Annotated in this window: 25 protein-coding genes; 13 read left to right on the top strand and 12 right to left on the bottom strand. The window is 62.4% G+C overall.

The genetic code is table 11. The features are described 5' to 3' along the window. Positions 1–8: 8 nt before the first annotated feature. Positions 9–629, bottom strand: a complete 621-nt coding sequence (locus F7R90_RS12260; RefSeq protein ID WP_158057711.1) for a DUF106 domain-containing protein — start codon at positions 627–629, stop codon at positions 9–11. Positions 630–757: 128 nt separating this feature from the next. Here F7R90_RS12260 and F7R90_RS12265 point away from each other — a divergent pair, with 128 nt between their 5' ends. Then, positions 758–1489 (top strand): hypothetical protein, encoded by a 732-nt coding sequence (locus tag F7R90_RS12265; RefSeq protein ID WP_158057712.1) that lies wholly within the window; start codon positions 758–760, stop codon positions 1487–1489. 170 nt (positions 1490–1659) lie between these two features. On the opposite strand, the gene F7R90_RS12270 is transcribed toward F7R90_RS12265, so the two are convergent. From F7R90_RS12270 to F7R90_RS12285, 4 genes are all read right to left on the bottom strand, one after another. After that, a complete protein-coding gene (locus F7R90_RS12270) occupies positions 1660–2094 on the bottom strand; it encodes a TRAM domain-containing protein (protein WP_158057713.1) in 435 nt (144 codons plus the stop codon). 380 nt (positions 2095–2474) lie between these two features. Next, entirely contained in the window at positions 2475–3125 is a 651-nt protein-coding gene (locus F7R90_RS12275) for a YkgJ family cysteine cluster protein (RefSeq protein WP_158057714.1), read from the bottom strand. Between the two features lie 34 nt (positions 3126–3159). Next, a complete protein-coding gene (locus F7R90_RS12280; protein WP_158057715.1) occupies positions 3160–3924 on the bottom strand; it encodes an MBL fold metallo-hydrolase in 765 nt (254 codons plus the stop codon). A 45-nt stretch (positions 3925–3969) separates the two neighbouring features. Then, positions 3970–4239 (bottom strand): MarR family transcriptional regulator, encoded by a 270-nt coding sequence (locus F7R90_RS12285; protein WP_158057716.1) that lies wholly within the window; start codon positions 4237–4239, stop codon positions 3970–3972. Between the two features lie 152 nt (positions 4240–4391). On the opposite strand from F7R90_RS12285, the gene F7R90_RS12290 reads away from it, so the two are divergent. Further along, positions 4392–4796, top strand: a complete 405-nt coding sequence (locus tag F7R90_RS12290; RefSeq protein ID WP_158057717.1) for a PPOX class F420-dependent oxidoreductase — start codon at positions 4392–4394, stop codon at positions 4794–4796. Between the two features lie 29 nt (positions 4797–4825). On the opposite strand, the gene F7R90_RS22230 is transcribed toward F7R90_RS12290, so the two are convergent. Then, positions 4826–4987, bottom strand: a complete 162-nt coding sequence (locus F7R90_RS22230) for a hypothetical protein (RefSeq protein ID WP_192498303.1) — start codon at positions 4985–4987, stop codon at positions 4826–4828. A gap of 103 nt (positions 4988–5090) precedes the next feature. Between F7R90_RS22230 and F7R90_RS12295 the strand changes: the two genes are divergently transcribed. Both F7R90_RS12295 and F7R90_RS12300 read left to right on the top strand, forming a co-directional pair. Continuing rightward, complete coding sequence (locus tag F7R90_RS12295; protein ID WP_158057718.1) at positions 5091–5798, top strand: class I SAM-dependent methyltransferase; 708 nt, start codon at positions 5091–5093, stop codon at positions 5796–5798. Between the two features lie 154 nt (positions 5799–5952). Next, a complete protein-coding gene (locus F7R90_RS12300) occupies positions 5953–6900 on the top strand; it encodes a glycosyltransferase family 2 protein (RefSeq protein WP_158057719.1) in 948 nt (315 codons plus the stop codon). 15 nt (positions 6901–6915) lie between these two features. Here the strand turns inward: F7R90_RS12300 and F7R90_RS12305 are convergent, their stop codons facing one another. Continuing rightward, positions 6916–7593 carry a helix-turn-helix domain-containing protein gene (locus tag F7R90_RS12305; protein ID WP_158057720.1) on the bottom strand — a complete coding sequence of 226 codons (678 nt, stop codon included), beginning with the start codon at positions 7591–7593 and terminating at the stop codon, positions 6916–6918. A 61-nt stretch (positions 7594–7654) separates the two neighbouring features. After that, positions 7655–8476: an amidohydrolase family protein gene (locus tag F7R90_RS12310; RefSeq protein WP_158057721.1), complete on the bottom strand. Its 822-nt coding sequence runs from the start codon at positions 8474–8476 to the stop codon at positions 7655–7657. A gap of 668 nt (positions 8477–9144) precedes the next feature. Between F7R90_RS12310 and thsA the strand changes: the two genes are divergently transcribed. After that, entirely contained in the window at positions 9145–10707 is a 1563-nt protein-coding gene (gene thsA, locus F7R90_RS12315) for a thermosome subunit alpha (protein WP_158058924.1), read from the top strand. An 18-nt stretch (positions 10708–10725) separates the two neighbouring features. Here thsA and F7R90_RS12320 read toward each other — a convergent pair whose 3' ends face one another. Together F7R90_RS12320 and F7R90_RS12325 are read right to left on the bottom strand one after the other, a co-directional pair. Next, positions 10726–11529 (bottom strand): GHMP family kinase ATP-binding protein, encoded by an 804-nt coding sequence (locus tag F7R90_RS12320; RefSeq protein WP_158057722.1) that lies wholly within the window; start codon positions 11527–11529, stop codon positions 10726–10728. 74 nt (positions 11530–11603) lie between these two features. Continuing rightward, complete coding sequence (locus F7R90_RS12325) at positions 11604–12512, bottom strand: twin-arginine translocation signal domain-containing protein (RefSeq protein ID WP_158057723.1); 909 nt, start codon at positions 12510–12512, stop codon at positions 11604–11606. Positions 12513–12831: 319 nt separating this feature from the next. On the opposite strand from F7R90_RS12325, the gene F7R90_RS12330 reads away from it, so the two are divergent. Genes F7R90_RS12330 through F7R90_RS12350 form a run of 5 tightly spaced genes read left to right on the top strand, consistent with a single transcriptional unit; the run spans position 12832 to position 15036 of the window. After that, positions 12832–13113 (top strand): 50S ribosomal protein L44e, encoded by a 282-nt coding sequence (locus F7R90_RS12330; RefSeq protein WP_158057724.1) that lies wholly within the window; start codon positions 12832–12834, stop codon positions 13111–13113. 4 nt (positions 13114–13117) lie between these two features. Beyond that, positions 13118–13291, top strand: coding sequence for a 30S ribosomal protein S27e (locus F7R90_RS12335; RefSeq protein WP_158057725.1), 174 nt, complete (start codon positions 13118–13120; stop codon positions 13289–13291). After that, positions 13288–14088, top strand: a complete 801-nt coding sequence (locus F7R90_RS12340; protein ID WP_158057726.1) for a translation initiation factor IF-2 subunit alpha — start codon at positions 13288–13290, stop codon at positions 14086–14088. Before F7R90_RS12335 ends, F7R90_RS12340 begins: the two co-directional genes overlap by 4 nt. A 3-nt stretch (positions 14089–14091) precedes the next feature. Next, positions 14092–14274 carry an RNA-protein complex protein Nop10 gene (locus F7R90_RS12345; RefSeq protein ID WP_158057727.1) on the top strand — a complete coding sequence of 61 codons (183 nt, stop codon included), beginning with the start codon at positions 14092–14094 and terminating at the stop codon, positions 14272–14274. A 6-nt stretch (positions 14275–14280) separates the two neighbouring features. Further along, a complete protein-coding gene (locus tag F7R90_RS12350) occupies positions 14281–15036 on the top strand; it encodes a proteasome assembly chaperone family protein (protein WP_158057728.1) in 756 nt (251 codons plus the stop codon). Positions 15037–15637: 601 nt separating this feature from the next. Here F7R90_RS12350 and F7R90_RS12355 read toward each other — a convergent pair. Next, the gene (locus tag F7R90_RS12355; RefSeq protein WP_158057729.1) at positions 15638–16174 is read right to left on the bottom strand and encodes a DUF7344 domain-containing protein; all 537 of its coding nucleotides are present in this window, start codon (positions 16172–16174) and stop codon (positions 15638–15640) included. A 148-nt stretch (positions 16175–16322) separates the two neighbouring features. Between F7R90_RS12355 and F7R90_RS12360 the strand changes: the two genes are divergently transcribed. Next, positions 16323–16895 (top strand): J domain-containing protein, encoded by a 573-nt coding sequence (locus F7R90_RS12360; protein ID WP_158058925.1) that lies wholly within the window; start codon positions 16323–16325, stop codon positions 16893–16895. A 15-nt stretch (positions 16896–16910) separates the two neighbouring features. Here the strand turns inward: F7R90_RS12360 and F7R90_RS12365 are convergent, their stop codons facing one another. Beyond that, positions 16911–17693, bottom strand: a complete 783-nt coding sequence (locus tag F7R90_RS12365) for a DUF7839 domain-containing protein (protein ID WP_158057730.1) — start codon at positions 17691–17693, stop codon at positions 16911–16913. A 125-nt stretch (positions 17694–17818) separates the two neighbouring features. Here F7R90_RS12365 and F7R90_RS12370 point away from each other — a divergent pair, with 125 nt between their 5' ends. After that, positions 17819–18292: a PIN domain-containing protein gene (locus F7R90_RS12370; protein WP_158057731.1), complete on the top strand. Its 474-nt coding sequence runs from the start codon at positions 17819–17821 to the stop codon at positions 18290–18292. Further along, positions 18292–18978, top strand: coding sequence for a metallophosphoesterase (locus F7R90_RS12375; RefSeq protein ID WP_158057732.1), 687 nt, complete (start codon positions 18292–18294; stop codon positions 18976–18978). Before F7R90_RS12370 ends, F7R90_RS12375 begins: the two co-directional genes overlap by 1 nt. Positions 18979–19218: the final 240 nt, after the last annotated feature.

Here is a 19218-nt window from a genome sequence, read left to right on the forward strand (position 1 = left end):
CGAGTCGATTAGGCGAAGCGAGCGACTACTTTTCGGGTGACCATCCCAGTCGAGAGCGAACAGCCGATGTACCACGCGAGCCAGACCTTGATTGGCCCGACGAGCGACGCCGTCCACGCGATTTGGCCGACGATGGGGAGTGCGAACGCGGCGGGTGCGATGGCAACGCTCGGTGCGAGGAACACCCAGCGAAGCCAGAGGAACGCCGGAATCGAGACCAGCATACTCCACGCCATCGGTCGCAACTGCCCTTTCATGACGCCGAGCATGTCGCCCATCATCTCCTGCTGTTCGACCTGTAGCTCCTCGATGGCCTCCTCGTCGTCGCGCTCTCGCGCGTCCGAGAGACGCTCCTGAACGTCGTTCATGCGCTCTTGGAGGTCTTCCATCCCCTGTTGGCTCCGCAGTTTCACGCTGAGGACCGCCGAGGAGAGCCCGGTCGTCCCCGCGAGCAGGAGTATCAGGAGCGAGAACGGAAGGAACGTGGCGGCAGGTGCGAGCAGTGCTTGCATCGCAGTGCCGACGCCTTGCTGAATCGGTTGCACGTAGTAACCAGTCATCAGCAACAAAGCAACGACGCCAGCGAGTTTGTCCGCTGGTCGCCAGCGATTCGCCGATTGGTCACTCATATTTCACCCTTCATACTGTGTTCATATCAATCTTCTTCACGTTGACAGGACCTGCACGTTTGCATAAACTTGTGACCGGCCGCTACGTTTATAGATAATTCGTGAGAATTTACCAGTAACTCGCGCCAATGACCTTTCCTCACGTCGGTGGCCAGCAGGCGACGACGACCGAGTCGGTACCGGATGGACTCACGCTCTCGGCGTTCAACACTGATTGCTCGGACGCTGCGCTCGACACGCTCGCTGGGACGCTCGCGCAGTATCTCGACATCGAGGACGTGACGACCGGTTCGACGGTGACCGACGCCCAACCGGACGAGTTTCTCACCCTCCACAACGGCGTCCTCATCGACGGGACGCTCGTCCACTCCGAGCGAGAGCAGGAGGACATCGAGGCAACCGCGTCGATGTTCAAGCCGACAGACACTATCTTCTTCTCGGGGTATCACGACCACGAGCGACTGCGCGCCCTCTCCCAGCGCGTGGAGAAACGGGCGTGGCAGGCGGGTGCTGGCAACCTCTACACCGTCGGTCAACAACGACTCTCCACGATGGACGACCACTGGGGCCTCTACGCGAGCATCGCCGGGCAAGGCACCGAGGTCCACGTCTACGAAGACGAATCGTACGTGCCGGGCGACACCGATCAGTTTACCATCCACCAAGAGACCGACGGCCTCGCAGGCACGTGGTTAGTCGCCTTCGACGGCGACGGTAACGACGCCGCGAAGGGCCTGCTCCTCGTGGAAGAACGGGACCCGGACCAGTACTTCGGCGTCTGGACCGTCGAACCAGACCTCGTAGACGAAGTGCTCTCGCAGGCGGTCGGCCACTCAGACGTGGCCGACCCGACGGAGTAGCGACGACCGTTGCTGTTACGCGCCGGTCAAATTTCCATCAGAAAGTAAACTGAGAAGAGGTCAGGCGGTAGTCGCCTACGTTCTTCACCGGGAGTGGGGTGACGCCCGCCTTTTTCATCGACGCTTTTATCGAGCGTTCGCGGTGCGAACGCTCGCAATAAAAAGGTCGTTTAGAACTCCTCGTCGATTATTTCGCCCACTGCGAAGTTCGACTTGACCTCGGTTATTTCGACTTTGACGCGCTCGCCGATTTCGGCGTCCGGGACGATGATGACGTAGCCGCGCTCGACGCGAGCGATGCCGTCGCCCTGTTTGCCGATATCCTCGACTTCGACGTAGCGAATTTCGCCCTCCTCGACGGGGGGTTGCGGTTCCGAAGGCGCGCCACCGCTCGAACTACTCTCGGGAGTCGTCGCGGATTTCGACGGACTGCTCTCGTCGGCCTCGTCGTCGGCCTCGCTCGAAATGAGCGCGACACGGTAGGTCTCGCCGGGGTCGATAGACCCGGTGTCGATTTCTTGGCGCGGTACTTCGACGACGTACTTGTCGTCTTCGATAGTCACATCAGCACTGAACAGACACAGGAGTTTGTCAGAGATCTCCAAGCTAATACGCCTCCATGCGAATGCAAGTAGTCATCCAATAAAGAACTTTATCAACGGCCTTTTTAACGGGGTAGTTTCTGGCGCGACCGCGCGGCGAAACACCTGCTCTCGAACGAGACAGTTGACAACTCTGCGCGGCCCGTGTGCTCCTCGCTCCGTCTTCACGCTGCTGCGCTTCTCGCACGCACCGGGCGGAGATTTATCACCGAAGCCGAGACCAACTCGCTTCGTGACCTGATCACTGCCGCGAATCGGTTCGCGGGTGTACGGCACCCCGATTCGCGCGACAATCGTCTCGCGGACGAACGCCCGCTCGACGGTTTCGAGGCCATCGCTCACTGACGTGTTCCGGTCTCGCTCGTGCCGTCTGTTCGCCTTCGCTACTCGTACCGAGAGCCATCTGGTCGCTTCGCCCCCTCAGAGTCGTGGACAACCACACCCGTCTCGGGGTCGGCGGGCGCGTAGTTGTCCCGGACGGCGATAGCTTCCTCTAACTCGCGAATGGCGCGCTCCTTGAGCGCCGCGGCGAGCTCTTCGGCGTGGTCGCGGTCGATATCGCGTCCGAGACCCTCACACTCGTGCGCGCGGACCATCCCCGCTTCGTCAACAGCTTCGCCCATCGGTTGGCTGGTGCCTCCCAGAGCTACGCTGAAGGGGTACGTCTCGCAGATGAGCGGCCGGTCGTCGTGGACCGAACAGGCCCCGGTGCCGTCGTCGGCTTCCTGGTAGAACGCGCAGTCTCCGCAGGCGTCGGTCTGGAGTGCCCATTCGAAGGTCTCGCCAGCGCCGTCTTCGATTCCGTAGGGCATCGGCCGAGCGACGTCTCTCCAGTCGTAGTCGCTAGTGTCCCGTAACTCGCGCACTTCGTCGGGGAAGACGGTGGCGGTGTGTGGGTCGCCGGATTCACCATCTGCTCCCTTACAACACGCCCCACACCGCGTACACTCGAAGCCGATGGACTCGATAGCGTCTGCTAACTCCTCGGGGTCCAACTCGCGGGCGCGTTCCAGTTCGGCTTCGAGACTCTGCACGCGTAGAGGTTCGTCTGAAGAAGCAAAAGCACCGCTATCGCGTTTCGGCCACCGACCCGTCCCACGCGACTTTCTGCTCGACCGCCAACTTTTCGAGGTGCGCCGCGACCGTACTGCAGGCGAGTTCCCGGACCCCAGTCAGGTCCTTCTCGTAGGCGGCGTCGAGAATCTCGTCTAGCGTGGTCGCTCCCCCTCGGACTGCCGCGAGAACCTTCGCCTCCCGCGCGAGACGGTGGCGAATCAGTCGCTCGACGGTCGCTCGTGAGTCGTCGATTTCGGGACCGTGACCGGGGTAGAGTCGGTCGGGATTCCGAGCGTAGAGTCGCCGGAGCGACGTGAGATAGGCCCGCACGTCTCCTTCGTCTGCACCGACGACGACGCTCCCCTCCGCGACGACGAGGTCACCAGTCACGATGCCCGAATCGAAAACTAGGGCGACGTGGTCCGGAGCGTGACCGGGCGTCTCCATCACTGTCGCGTCACCAATCGTCGTCCCCTCGCGGAACGTCCGGTCTGGGACGACGTTCGTCGCGGCTTCGAAGCGGTCTTCGCGGCCCGCTCGCGACCAGACCGTCGCGTCGTACCGTTGTGCGTAGTGAGCGACTGCGCCGACGTGGTCGGGGTGGCTGTGGGTCACGAGAACGTGGTCGATTCCACGACTGTCTGCGAGTTCGTCTAGCTCGTCGGTGCGCGCAGCGGGGTCTACGAGAAGCGACTCGTCGCCGTCCAGTAGGTAGGCGTTGGTTGTTCCACCGGGTGCGAACGTCTCTACTGGCACTGCAATCCGGCGAATCTCCATACGGTGATGGAGATGCTTGGGGGAGAAAAGCGTGGCCGAACTCCCTCAGCGTTCGAGGAAGTAGACCTGTTTGCGGGCGTCCTGGAAGCTGTAGCGCGAATCGACGAGGTCCTGCTCTTCGAGACGGTTCAGCGCGTAGCGAACCGTCCGGTCGGGCAGCAGCGACTCCTCGGCGAGTTGTCCCTGCGAGAGCGGCGCGTCCATCTCCAGCACCTTGGCGACCAACTTGGCGCTGGGCGGCAGTTCGCGCAGTCGTTCGCGGTAGTCTTCGGCCGCCTGTTCGGCTACGGGTGGCTTGTCCGTGGTGGTACTCATGCTCGAATCAATTCGGAAGTCGTTGGTAAACCTTGGCTATATGGGGGTCTGAACAATTTAAACACCTTTAGGCAATATATATATGTTCCTTAAAGTCATCAAGATACTGACAAAGCGGCAAAAATTACGTGCGTGGCGTGCGTGAGTGGCGTATGGAATCGATTCCCGAATCTTTCCACGACTTGTTCGAGCGCAAGACGTTCGCCACCTTCGCCACGCTGATGCCTGAAGGGACGCCGCAGTTGACGCCCGTCTGGATAGACGTAGACGAAGAGGGGTATCTACTCGTCAACACTGCGCGTGGCCGTCAGAAAGAGAAGAACGTCGAGCGGGACCCGAAGGTCGGCGTCTGCGTGATAGATCCCGACGATCCGTATCGGTACGTCTCCGTTCGGGGTGAAGTCGAGGAAGTAACCGAAGACGGTGCAATCGAACACATCGACAAACTTGCCCAGCGGTACATGGATGTCGAGGAGTATCCGAACCACGGCGAAGAGTCCGGGGCGCGGGTCATCGTCCGTATACGACCCGACCGCGTGACGACGACCGGCGAGTAGTGAGCGCAGAGAATACAGAAAGTGAGTCGCTACGCCTCTCTGTTGTCCGTTTTCGGGTCGTCGCCGTGGCGGTTGTACTGGCCGAGTAAGCACTTACACTCTGGACAGTGAACGACCACGAGTCGCCCTCGCTCGTGGCGAACGAGGTCTTCGGCGTCGAGCGTCCGGCCGCAGTGTTTGCACGTCGTCATCGAATCCCCGAGCGGGGTACGGCGGCGAGGGCCAAAGCCGTTGGGTCCGAGACGTATCCAGTACCGTTTTAGTCCCCCGGCGGCCTACGATGGGGTGAGAAGTGTGAAAGGAGAGGAGTGGTACCAGGCTGACGAAGTCGCCGAGGAGTACGACGAAAAGCGATTCTCCCGCGGTGGACGGCTCATCGACCGCCGGGAGAAGCAGGCCGTCCTCGACGCGCTCGGCCCGCTGGAAGACCAACGGGTTCTCGAAATCGCCTGCGGGACCGGCCGGTTCACGGTGATGCTCGCCGAACGCGGCGCGGACATCGTCGGGTTAGACATCTCTGCGGCGATGCTCCAACAGGGTCGCAAGAAAGCGCAAGCCGCTGGCGTCTCGGACCATCTAGAGTTCATGCGCGGCGACGCCGCACGACTGCCGTTCCCGGACGACCACTTCGATACGGTGTTCGCCATGCGCTTTTTCCACCTCGCGGATACGCCCGCGGCCTTCCTATCGGAGATGCGGCGAGTCGCCAAAGAGCAGGTCATCTTCGACACGTTCAACGCGACCAGTACGCGGAGCATCTACAACTGGTTGCTCCCGATGGGCTCACGTCTCTACTCCCGAACCGAGGTGGAGAAACTGCTCGCCGAGGCGGACCTCGAACTCGCGGAGGAGGACCACGACTGGATACTGCCGTACGGTTTCTATCGGAAGATTCCCGGCTCTATCGCCGGTCCAATTCGGGAGTTCGACGAGTCGGTCGGCGAGTCGGTGGTCGGCGATTCACTCGCGTCCGTCTCGTACTGGGCCGCGAGCGTGGAGTGAGAAAACGTATCGAAATAATTTACGTTCCAGCAGACACCCCTTGTCTTTGCCGCACAATTCTTGCCGACTGTCCAGAAAATTCGACGGAAAAGTACGATACTTTCGATAGCGCAGGCCGAACCGCTTTTACGTCTCGGGTGGGTGATTCGGGGGTATGAAGCTGTCCGTGGTGGTGCCGACGCTCAACGGGCGGGAGCGGCTAGCCTCGTCTCTGGACGCGCTGGCCGCTCACGCGCCCGACGCGGAGGTCGTCGTCGTCAACGGCCCCTCCGCCGACGGGACCACCGGGATGGTGCAGGCGCGCGACGACGTGGACGTGTTGCTCGAAGTGTCCGACAGAACGTTGAACGTCGCGCGTAACGCCGGTATCGCGGCCGCGAGCGGTGACGCCATCGCGCTCGTCGGCCACGACACGGCCGTCGAACCCTCGTGGGCAGACGCGGTTCGTAAACGATTGGGCGACGACGAGTCGGCGGCGGTCACGGGACCGATTCATCGGTCGGTTCGAGCAGGCATGACGACCGAGAGCGAAGAGTCAAGAACCATCGACGGCGTCGAGGTAACGTACTTCGACGGGACGAACGTCGCGTTCACCCGCGAGGCCATCGAAGCAGTCGATGGCTTCGACGAGTATCTCCGCACGGGCGGTGCGAGAGACTGTGCGCACCGACTCGCCAACGCCGGATACGAAGTTTCGTGGCGCTCGTCGGTCTGCGTGAGCAAACACGACGGCGAGGAAGACGAGAACGGGTCGAACGGAGCGGCCGAGACCGAGAACCGCGACTGGGGCTGGAAGTACCGCGCGCTGGCGTACCGACTGGTCAAGAACTACGGGCCACGACCCGGCGTCTTCCGGCGGACCGGTCGAGACGCTGTGAAAGACGCCGCTGGAACCGCCTATCGAGTCCTTCGCGGCGAGGGCACGCCCTCCGAGTGGATGGGCAGCGGTAAGCAAGTGGTGACGAACACTATCGTCGGCTGTAAAGACGGACTGGTCGCGCGCCTGAGAGACAGGACCGAGTCGCGCAATCCGCGCGGACTCTCCTCGCGCGCCGACCGCGTCGTCGAACGCTACGACTGGCGGGAACGCGAGAAGGAGTAGGCTTCGCGCGGGTTCTTACTCCTCGTTCTCTTCTGACTCGTCCGTCTCCGGTTCTACGAAGATAGTCGCCCGAGCGAGTGCTTCGGTCGCTCTGCGAACCCGCTCTGAGACCGCTTGGCGCGAGACGCCGAGTCGCTCGGCGATGTCTTCGAGTTCGGCCCGGCGTGGCACTTCGAAGTAGCCCATCTCGGTGGCCAACTGGAGCGTCTCGGCCTGTCTGTCGGTCAACCCGAACGACGCCGAGTCGCGGCCGCCCGCGTCGTACAATTGCCGGAGGTCGAATTTGAGGCCCTTCTCCTCGCAGAACTCCGCGTACTGTCGCAGGCTCTCGCGGTCCGGGAACCGGATTCTGACGTGCCACCCGGCGTCCATCCGTTCCGAGGAGACGAAGACGCCGCCGACGTCGGCCCAACTGTGGTACGTGATGAGTTCGTCGCCCTGCTCGGTCAACTCGACTTGGTAGAGTCGCTGGCTGTCTATCGACGCCAACACTTCCGGGTTCGTGACCGTCGGGTCGTCGTCGATTGCGTCCTCGAACGCGCCGAAGTCGCCACCCTCCGCCCAGAACGTGATTGCGACCGGTTTCGACTGCTGGGAGGTGTGTTGCTCGACGGCAATCTGCATGTCGGGGACCGCTTCGAGCGTCGCGGCGAGGACCGGCGTCTCCAGATAAAAGTCCGCGATGAGGGTCATAGTCCGGTTACGACGCCGGGAGATAAAATCTGCCCGGCCGTAGCGGTCGAATCTGTTCGGATTAGCGGCCGTCCCGCGAGAGAGCGGGAATGACGCGGCAAGGGTTCTTGTCGAAGACCTTCCGCATGGCGTCTTCGGGCACGTCGAGGGTCAGAATCTCCATGACCGCGACGTTCGGGTGGGCACTGGGTGCGCCACTGCCGAACAGCACTCGGTCGGGGTGTTCCATGACCGCGCGTTCCAGCAGGTCCCGATACCGGACGTAACTGGTGTCGAGGTAGCACTCGTCGTGGCGTTCGAGGAGGTCCACCGCCTCGCTCATCAAGTCGCGGTCGAGCGGGTGGCCGCCGAAGTGGGCGAGAATCACGGGGAACGACCGCGTGAGGAGGGTGTCTGCGACCTCGCTCGGCGGGTAGCCAACTCCGGCGTGGACGAGGACCGGCAGGCCGACTTCTTCCAACTGGTCGAGGACCGGTTCGTCCGGAAGTCCGTCTTCGACGGGATGGAGCTTGAACCCGTGGAATCGGTCGTCGTAGGCGTACTGCTCGATGTCCTCCGGCGTGGTGTGGTACTCCTTGCGGCGCGCGGTGAGGTTGCGCAGTCGAGACGCGCCGCCACCGGGGTCTCGTGGACCGTTGATGCGAGCGAACGCCAGAAACGGTCGTTCGACGCTCCGGCGCGCGACGGCGTTGTTCGCGCTCACGTAGCTATCTTCGCCTCGCGGGCCGGGGAACACCACCGTCCGGACGACCCCCGCTTGATGCATCTCCCGTTCGAGTCTGTCGGGACTGATGGCCCGGCCGCGAGTCTGTACGCCGCCTGCGTCGGCGTTGAACCGCGCGTGTACGTCCACCACCCTGAAACGATGCTCCAACTCCAGCATCAGACACGACTTCCTGAGACCAGTATTTTATTGTATCGGTTGTGTGGTCCGAAAGTTGCCAGAGTAACTGGTTTGTGGGATTGTGGTGTTGCTATCACTACCTCGAAATCCCTCGCAGGTCGGACGAACGGCGTTCTTCCGGCGCGCGGTGGAGCGAGTTCATCTCGCGCCAAGTTCGCGCGAGGTCTTGGCGAACGAATGTGAGCCAAGGCTCGGAAGACAAGCTAAGCGCAGTCTTCCGGTGGATGAGCGAACGAACGTGAGCGAATCGGTTGGGGAGGTGAGTGGCTGATGCGGTTGCGGTGCGGAGCGGTCTTCTCGGTTTCGGGAGTAGCTAGCATCACCGCGTTCGTCGTTACGTAGTAACCAGTACGACCGCAGTTTCTTCTTCGAAAGCGCACGGCCCCTTTCAGTCCCACCGTCGGTTGTGTCACCGGGCGTTTCCGGTGGATTGTGTCACCGGGTGTTTTCGCTGGCAGGTGACCCCGAGCGTTCCGGCGTTCGGGGGTTCTCAGTCGCTACTGTGAGCAAATTCCCCAACTTTCAGCACCTGTGCCACCCAAATTCAGTGACGCGTGTTCGCAAACTGCGAGAAATCTTTTTATAGAATATCAAACATACTTACTGTGGGGATACACATGTCAGAATCACAAATGGGACAGCGACGCATGGGCGGCCGACCGATGTTCATCCTCTCGGAGGACACACAGCGGTCGCACGGCAGAGACGCCCAAACGTCCAACATTGCGGCAGGCAAGGCAGTCAGCGGCGCGGTACGCACGACACTCGGCCCGCGCGGGATGGACAAGATGCTCGTCACCGACACGGGCGACGTGACCATCACGAACGACGGCGCGACCATCCTGAACACGATGGACATCGAGCACCCCGCCGCCCAGATGATAGTCGAAGTCGCAGACGCCCAAGAGGAGGAAGTCGGCGACGGAACGACCACGGCGGCGGTGTTGGCGGGTGAACTACTGGCGAAAGCCGAGAACCTACTCGACGACGAAGTACACCCGACGACCATCGTGGAAGGCTACGCGATGGCCCGCGACATCGCTCTCGAAGCCATCGACGACCGCGTACTCGACGACGAACTGAACGACGAACTGCTCCGGCAGGTCGCCGAATCGAGCATGACTGGCAAGGGAACCGGCGACATCACGACCGAACGCCTCGCCGAGGCAGTCGTGAACGCCATCCGCCACGTCGAGAACGAGGACGGGGTGAACCGTGACAACGTTCGCATCCACACCCAGACCGGTTCCTCCTCGTCGGCCACGGAACTCGTCGAGGGCATCATCAGCGACGCCGAACCGGCCCACGACGACATGCCCTTCGAAGTCACCGACGCGACGATTGCAGTCGTGGACGAGAAACTGGGCGTGCGCGAGACCGAAATCGACGCCGAGTACAACGTCGAGAGCGTCGAGCAACTGACCGCCGCGATGGACGCCGAAGAGCGCGGTCTCCGGAAGTACGCCGAAAATCTGGCCGACGCGGGCGTCGAAGTCGTCTTCGCCACGGACTCCATCGAGGACCGCGTTGCGGCCTACCTCGCAAAAGAGGGCATCCTCGCGTTCGAAGACGTGAGCGACGACGAGGCACGCGCCATCGCCTCCGCGACCGGCGCGAGTCGGACCGGCAAGGTCGAAGACATCGAAGACGCCGACTTGGGACGCGCCGACGAGATTCGCGTGCGACGGTTCGGCGAGAACGACCTCGCGTTCGTGGAAGGCGGTGCGGCCGCAGAGTCCGTCACCCTGCTCGTCCGGGGCGGCACCGAACACGTCGTGGACGAACTCGAACGCGCGATTCACGATGCGCTCGACGTGGTGACTGCAGCACTCGACGCAGGTGGCGTCGTCCCCGGCGCGGGCGCGACCGAAATCGCCGTCGCCGACCGCGTGCGCGAGCAGGCCGCGAGCATCGAAGGCCGCAAGCAACTCGCCGTGGAAGCGTTCGCCGACGCCGTGGACGTGCTTCCGCGCACGCTCGCGGAGAACACCGGCATGGACCCAATCGACGGCCTCGTGGACCTTCGGGCCGCGAACGACAAAGAAGAGGGCCATGCGGGCATCATCGCCACCGGCCAGCACGGCGAAATCGGCGACCCAATCGAGGCGGGTGTGCTGGACCCCGCGGCAGTCAAGCGCGAGGCCTTCGAATCCGCGACGGAGGCCTCGACGATGATTGCCCGCATCGACGACGTGATTTCGGCGGAGTAGAACGCCCCAGTTTTCTTTTTATCTGAGTTCTGCGCCTGCCGTCGAAATCTCCGTCCGATTGTCCAGTACGCCCTCGACGCCAACCGCGAAGACCGTCTCGCCGACCATCGCCATGCTGGCGGTGCCGCCCGCCGATTCGACGTCATCGACAGTTTCCTCCACCTCTTTCGTCGGGAGGCCGGTTTTCCGGGCGAAGTTCCAGCCTTCGACGGTCAGTTCCCTCGGCGTCGGTTCCGCAGGGAGCGACGCAAGTGCCGTCCGGCCTACTTTCTCGATGCGTGCCAGCAAGTCGTCGTCGCTCAGCACTTCGCTGGTGTCGATGCCGCCGTAGCTCTCGTACTCGATGGTCGCTTCGGGGTCGTACCGTTCGACGCCGGTGTTGTTGCCGACCAGCAGGCCGCCCTGATTCTGGATGAATACGTCGCCGAGTCCGGTGCCTGCTTCGACTTCCGCGCGGTGGGAGAGTTGAACCAGTTCTTCGCGGGAGTAGTCGAGGTCGAACTCCGCGTCGGCGGCGAGTGCGGTGGCGAGTGTGGCGGCTCCGCTCGCACCGAAACCACGACCGATTGGTATCTCGGCGTCGAGTTCGACGCGGGCGGAGACGTCGAGTTCGTCGAGCGCGAGTTCCACGGGTTCGAAGTCAGTGGGGGAGCCATCGACTGTGACGATGCCCGCTTCGTCCCCGAGTCCGTCCCCGCCGTCCGCGGGACCCACGTCCGCGACGACGCCGTCGGCGATGGCGAAACTCGCGCCGAGCGACTCGTCGGGGTGGTCGGCAGGGGCGAAGATGGCAGTGACGCTTCCGGGGGCGAAGGCGCTCATGGTCTGTGTTGGAGTAGAAAGGGGCTTCAAGCCTTGGATGACAGCAAGTCTGGTTGTCGAAGCTGTTCGCGGCGTTAGACGTACGCCGAGGTGTTCTCCATGTGGTAAACGACCTCGTCGGAGACGTTCGAGAGGTAGCCCGAGTGGTCGTCGCCGACTTGGGAAGTCACGTCGAGTTCGTGGTGGTTCGGCGCGGGCGTATTGCCGTCCTCGTAACCCGTTTCGCCGAGTGCTTGGTCGAACTCGATGGTGTTGTACACCCACTGCAGCACGTCGTCTTCGTGGTTGTGGTAGTTGAACTGGCTGGTCACCTCGTTGGTGACGGCGTTGTAGGTGTCCATCCACTCTTGGGTGGGCGCTTCGTTGTCCTGTGCCGCGCCGAGCAGGTGCGTCGAGTACACTTCGTGGCCTTGGTCGTCCCACCACGAAGTCACGTCGAGCGAGCGGAGCGAACTGAGAAGCACCTGCGCACCGAGCGAGTGACTGGCGAAGCGGAGGCTGACGTTCGGACAGTAGTACTTGAGGTCTACGGCGAACTGCGCGAGTTTGAGCCCGTTGTTCTGGGCGGCCGTCTGTGCCTCGCCCCACCCGTAGTCCGCGCCGCCGCCGACGTCGTTGTCCCACGTGTAGCCGACGACAGTGCCGTCGTAGCCCGAACCGGTCAGTTCCGTCTCGGCCTGCTGAATCTTGTCACGTGCGTCCTGTTCGGCGTCCGAGGAGCTACTGCTCTTCTTGTCCCAACCGTGGATGAAGACTGTCAGGTCCGAGACACAGCTGGTGTCGATTCCGGGGACGAGTCCGTTCGTCTCGTAGCTGTACTGAGAGACGCCGGACTTCAGCGAGCCGTCGTCGCTGCAGTGGCCGCGCGTCGAGACGAGCGGCACGTCGTAGGCGGCGGCCGTGCCCGAGGCACCGACGAGCGTCGTCGCACCGACCGTTGCAACTGCACTCCGCTTGAGGAACTGCCGTCGATTGGCGTTCATGTTCGAATCGACGTGTTTCGCGTTTTTACTTAAACTTTTCTGCGTAGAAATAAATATGTGAACAAAGCATCTGCTATCGAACTCACCGACGAACTCACTTCTGCGAAGAAATTCGCGTGACGGCGGCAGTTTCTAAAATCAGGTCGTGTGGTTCGTTCACGGGTTCTCACAATCTGACTGGTTCCGTCGGCGTGGCCCCGAGTAGCGACGAACAAGTGTCGAACGCCGCGTTTCCGTCCGAGAGGGCGTACCACGGCCCCGTCCCGAACCAAACGGGTTTTAAGCCCCGCGCCGTAACCTCACGGCAAGGTCGATATCTATGGAGATGCCACGACGCTTCAACACGTACTGTCCCCACTGCCGCGCCCACGAACAACACGAAGTCGAGAAGGTCCGAACGGGCCGCTCGACCGGTCTGAAGTGGGACGAGCGCAAGCAGCGCGAAGGCAGCAAGGGTATCGGGAACCGCGGCCGGTTCTCGAAGGTGCCCGGTGGAGACAAACCGACGAAGAAGACCGACCTCAAGTACCGATGCAGTGAGTGTGGCAAGGCCCACCTCCGCGAAGGATGGCGCGCTGGCCGACTCACGTTCCAGGAGTAAATCTATGGCAGGTAATTTCTTCACCGTTCAGTGCCCCGACTGTGACAACGAACAGACCGTCTTCGAGAAGGCGGCGACGGAAGTCGCCTGCGCCGTCTGCGGCGCGACGCTCGCTCGCCCGACCGGCGGCAAGGCCGACATCGAAGGCGAAGTCAAAGAGACTGTAGAGGCCCGATGAAGTACAGCGGCTGGCCCGAGACCGGCGAACTCGTCGTCGGAAAAGTCGAGGAAATCGAGGACTTCGGCGTCTTCGTGGACCTCGAAGAGTACGAGGACAAGCGCGGTCTCATCCACGTCAGCGAGGTCGCCAGCGGATGGATCAAGAACGTCCGCGACCACGTGAGCGAGGGCCAGACGGTGGTCTGCAAGGTGCTGGAAGTGGACGAGGACGCCCAGCAGATCGACCTCTCCTACAAGGACGTCAACGACCACCAACGCTCCGAGAAGATTCAGGAGTGGAAAAACGAGCAGAAGGCCGACAACTGGATGACGCTCGCGTTCGGCGAGGACATCAGCGACGAGCAGTATGCCTCGGTCGCAAACGAACTCATCGCCGAGTTCGGGAGCCTCTACGACGGCTTCGAGCAAGCCGCCATCCACGGTCCGGAAGCGCTCGACAGCACCGACCTCGACGACGACGAGGTCGAGCAACTCGTCCAGACGGCCCGCGAGAACGTCTCGGTGCCGTACGTCACGGTGACCGGCTACGTCAACCTCGAAAGTGCCGCCGAACATGGCGTGGACGACATCAAGGAAGCACTACAGGCCGCCGAAGGCAACGGCGACATCCCCGAAGAGGTCGAACTCGACGTGACCTACGTCGGTGCCCCAGAGTACCGCATTCGGGTGAAAGCGCCGAACTACAAGACGGCCGAGTCCCAGCTCGAAGAGAGTGCGGCCCGCGCCGAATCCGAAATCGAGAGTCTCGGCGGCACGGGGTCGTTCCACCGCGAGCGCCAGACCGAAGAAGAGTAGCGGATGAAATCCGACATTTTGGTCTGTTCGGCGTGGCGCGAACGACACTCGCGGCCGGTGTACACCCTTTCTGCGGAGTGCCCCGAATGCGGAGCCGACGCTGTCAACAGCGCGCCCGCGCCGTTCAACCCCGAGGACCCCTACAGCGAGTACCGACGGGCACTTAAGGAGCGCGCCCGCGAGTAACACCACATGGACGAACTGGACATCGAGGTCGTCGCCGACCCGGAGCTACGCGACCCCGTGCTGGTCGAGGGACTACCGGGTGTCGGCCACGTCGGAAAGCTCGCGGCCGAGCAGTTGCTCGAAGAGAAAGACAGCGAGTTAGTGCGTCGAGTGTACTCGGAGTTCTTCCCACCGCAGGTCAGCGTCGAAGACGACGGCACCACGGAACTGGTGTGTGCGGAGATTCACGCCGTCGAACTCGAAGACCGGGACCTGCTCGTGCTGACGGGCGACCACCAAGCCAGCGACAACACCGGTCACTACCGACTGACGAACGCCTTCCTCGACATCTGCGAGGAGTTCGGCGTCGAGTCTATCTACGCGCTCGGTGGCGTTCCGACCGGTGAACTGCTGGACGAGTACGCCGTCCTCGGTGCCGCGACGGACACCGAGTTCGTCGAGGAACTACAAGACGTGGGCGTCGAGTTCCGCGAGGACGAACCCGCTGGCGGCATCGTCGGCACTAGCGGTCTCCTCTTGGGTCTCGGCGAACGCCGCGGCGTACGCGCGTCGTGTCTGATGGGTGAGACCAGCGGCTACATCGTGGACCCCAAGAGCGCCCGCGCGGTGCTGGAAATTCTCCAAGACCAACTCGGCTTCGAGGTCAACTTCGACTCGCTCGAAGAACGCGCCGACGAGATGGAGGACGTGGTCGGCAAGATTCAGGAGATGGAGTCCCAGCAGGGGATGCCCAGCGAAGAGGACCTACGGTACATCGGTTGAGCGGTCGTATCGGATTTTCTGCGGTCTCGTCGGAATCTCAGTGGTTGCTGAGAGGAATCACCGTGGGACTGTAGTGTGTCTTCCTCAGTCCCCATTCTCACGGTAGCGGTCGTGTTGTCGATAGACGAACCAAAGAAACGCTGGTATCGGAAACACCCAGATGGCGTGACTGTTGGTGAAGTGGGGAGAGAGACGCACAGCGAGCGGCCAAGAGACCAAAAACAGCGTCCACCAAATCAGTGCCCAGCCCCAGGTTCGTCGCCTCAGTTGCCATAGTCCAACGAGAACTGCGGCGCTGACACTGGCAAAAAGGAGCGGGAGTCGAGTTATGGGGCCGCTTGGTGTCGTTGCGGTCGTCCCATAAGCGAAGAGCGTGAATGCACCCCAGTAGGTAGCCATGAGACCGATAACGACCCGAACACGAGCTGGCGGTTGCGTAGCACAATCACGACAGTAGGCACCATCTCGTCGCGTGCTCGCTCCACACCGCTCGCAGGTCATGATACGCATGCACCATGCTATTGCTATTGAGAGTTTCGACGCCGCTACCGCGTTCGCGCTTGGCAGTGACGAGATTCAGACGGAGTCCCAGCAGAACGTACTACTCCAAAACCCGCTGACTTCGCTCGCTGTAGGCGTGGTACAGCGCCGACAGACCGAAAAGCACGAGGAAGTACCAGGACCAGAATTCGATGCCGAACGAGGAGATGAAAAGGAGACCGAACTTCGCCGAGAGGAGCGTGACGACGCCGAGCAGACTGATGCCGAGGTAGTACGTCGCCCACGAGATGTCCCCCTTCGGCACGACTTCCATGTACACCTCGACTTCTTGGGCGCGGTCTAAGAGTTCGATTTCCTGAGAGCGCTGGTCGTAGTCGATGATATCGAGTTCGTCAAGTTTCGGGAGATGTGTCTGGTGGAGTGAGACGTAGACGCTCTTGCGAACGTTTCGCGGCGGGGGCGACTCACCGGTCTCGATGGCCGCAATGTGTTCCGCGAGCGTATCGACCGAAATCACGCCCTCGGTGTCTCGCAGGTGCTTCAGCGTGTGCCGACGGCGGTCGTTCCGGAGTACGTTGTGTATCTCACTCGGCTCTAGCTCCGCGTCGTAGTCCGAGCTTGGGTCTTGTACTGTCATTTCTCGGAGTGACGATTCAGAGCTGACATTTACTGTTCACTACATCCCACCGACCGACCATGAATGTTACCATTAATTCACTTCACAAACTATTACAATTATCGTCGGCGAGAGATTCTTTACCACGGGGTTCCTACCCCAGAACGTGCTGCCGGAATGGCTGGTGGTCGGGTTGTGGCTGTCCGCCGCAGTCGGCGTCCTCATCGGGGTGATTTTCGTCGCAGGGTCGCGGCTCTACCCGACGGTGTCTCGGTCGGGACCACGTACCTCGGGGCAGGGTCGCCGCCGCGTCGAGATTCGAGAGTACCTCTCGGCAATCGGCGAGGAGTTCGCGGAGGACCACTTCGTAGAGGGCCAGCACGTCGCGTTCTACCTGCCTAAGCGAGACGTTGCAATCACCTTCGACGCGCGGGCGTACTTCCGCATCGAGCGCTCGCCGACCTTTGCAGTGCTGGTCGAACACGAGATGCCGGGCATCCATCTGGGCGACCGACTTCCCTTCGAGACGCCCGACGTGGAAGACGACGAGGAGGAGAATACCATCGACCCCGCGAAGGCCGCCTTCGCAGTGTTGGGGGTCCCACAGAATTCCAGCGTCGCTGAGATACGACGCGCCTACCGCGAGAAGGTCAAGGAAGTGCATCCGGACCACGGCGGCGACCGCGAGGACTTCCAGCAAGTTCGAGAAGCGTACACGGCGGCGAAGAAGCGCGCCAGTTAATCGGTTAGCTCGATTTTAGCTCAAATCGGTCACTTCGTAGGTGACGTCACCTTCACGCAAGGCATCAGTAACCCGCCCGACGCCATCCGCAGTAGCAACCACGACGACGCGCAAGCCGCGACTTGCGGCGGCCGCGGCGACTTCGCCCGCCGCGAACGTCGTCGCGGGGTCGTGGCCGACTTGCCGAAGCGCGACGACAGCCTCGACGCCAGTCGCGCCGACGAAATCGGCGTCGTCGCAGGCGGACGCCAGTGCTTGCTCGTCTACGGCGCGACTCCCACCTGAGCGAACCGGCGGCACCTGATAGACGGTGACGCTTCCGGGGTCAATGTCGATGATACCCTCGAAACCAGTGACCCCGACATCCTCGCCCGCGTCGGCGTCGGTCGTGGTAACGCCCGTCGCCGGACCCTCCTCGCCGGGCGTGGCGTGAAGCAGTCCATCACGCAGCGAGAGCGTCACCGAGTCGCCTTCTGATACGTCGTCGGTGGCGATAGCGGCGTCTTCTTGCTGGCTTCCGAGCACGTCTTCGGTGACGTGGTCGGCGTAGCGGCGTACGTCCGTCGCCTCCTGCAACAGCCAATCGACGCCTTCCTTGGTGACGCTGTACTGGGAGCGACCCGCCTTCTCGACCAGTCCGTCCTCGACGAGCGCGCGGATGTACTCGCTGACGGCTTGGCTGGTGACCCCCACCGCCTCCGCGATTTCCCCTTGGCTCACCGCCGGTTGGCGCTCGGCGATCTCCGTGAGGATGCGAAAGCGCGTCGCGGCACGCTTGTTCTCCAGAACGTCGGCCATGAGCGGAACTGTCGGGGCCGAGCAACAAAACCTCCGCGGTGTGACCGAGCGAACCACGTTCGGCGCTGTCGCCTCGGTTCGATGCCCGAATTTTATACCGAGCAGTCCGTACTCGGGCGTGAGCCATCACAAGTACGACCTCGACTACGACCGCGGATTCCGACCCGAAGACGGTCGTCTACGACACGAACGTCCTCGTCGCGGAACTGGCGTTTCCGGAAGAGCGAGCGGTTTGCTTGGAACTCGTTGAGTCAGCGGTCGTAGAGTTGGTCGTCTCGGACGCGACGCTCCGAGAGTTTGCCGCCGTGCTTCGGTACGACCACCTGCCGTTGCCGAGCGAACGACGAGCGACTGCCGTCGAGCGAGTGGTACGAGCGGCGCGCGTCGTCTCCCCTGCGATAGAACTCGCAGTCGCCGCCGACCCCGACGACGACGCGATTCTGGAGGCGGCACTGACGGCTGGGGGTAACTGTGTCGTGAGCGACGACGCCCACCTCCGGGACGTGAGCGGCGTCTGTGGCATCGACGTGGTTCCACGCGAGGCGTTTCTGCTCGAATACCAAAACTCGGAAGACGACCGGAACCATCTCGGCGGGTGATGTACGGACAGTTCCGCGACCGCGCGCTCTACCTGCCCCAGCGCGACGCGCTCGTCGTCGCCGACCTCCACGTCGGCCGCGACGCGACGTCGCCGGTAGAACTGTCGCTGGGCGAACGAGCGGACCTGACCGAGAGGCTCTCGGTGCTTCTGGAGGCGTTCGACCCCGAGACGGTCGTCTTCGCTGGCGACGTGCTGCACGCGTTCGACCGCGTTCCGGCGGGCGTCGAGGAGACGCTTCGAGGCCTTCGCGCGGTCGTGGAAGAGAGCGGTGCTGAACTGGTCGTCGTCGAAGGCAACCACGATTCGATGCTGGATGGCGTCGGTATCACTGCGCGCGAGTCGTGTTCCCTAGGCGGCGGGACTGTCGTCGTCCACGGCCACGAACGAGTGGAGATGGAGGCAGACTGCTACGTCGTCGGCCACGACCACCCGACGATCGAAATCGAGGGGACGCGGCGACCCTGCCTACTGTACGGGCCGGGCGCGTACCGCGGGGCCGACGTGCTGATGCTCCCGGCCTTTAATCGACTTGCGCCCGGCGTGGTAGTGAACAGAATGAGCGGGCGTGACTTTCAGTCGCCGCTCGTGAATCGGGTGGGTGAGTTCTGTCCGGTGGTCTGGGATTCGGAGAGGTCGGAGATGCTGTCGTTTCCGCCGCTCGGAAAGTTTCGGAAGATGTTGTGAGGTGGTTTGAGAGTCAATAGAGTCGATTCGAGAGTAGTTGACTTCGTGAACTTCGAACTGAGTGACTCTGTGAGGTTGCTAGCTACTACTTGAGCAAATGGAGACGGCACAGCACCGCCACCGCAACAGCCACACGCCTCCCCACCCGATTGCGCGATTCGGTTTCGGAAGACGCGACATGTCGCGTCTTCCGCGCTCCATCGCTCATCCCTCGTGCGGACGTCGCGGCGATCACGCGCT

Origin of the sequence: Halorussus halophilus (genome assembly GCF_008831545.1) — an archaeon.
Lineage (GTDB): Archaea > Halobacteriota > Halobacteria > Halobacteriales > Haladaptataceae > Halorussus > Halorussus halophilus.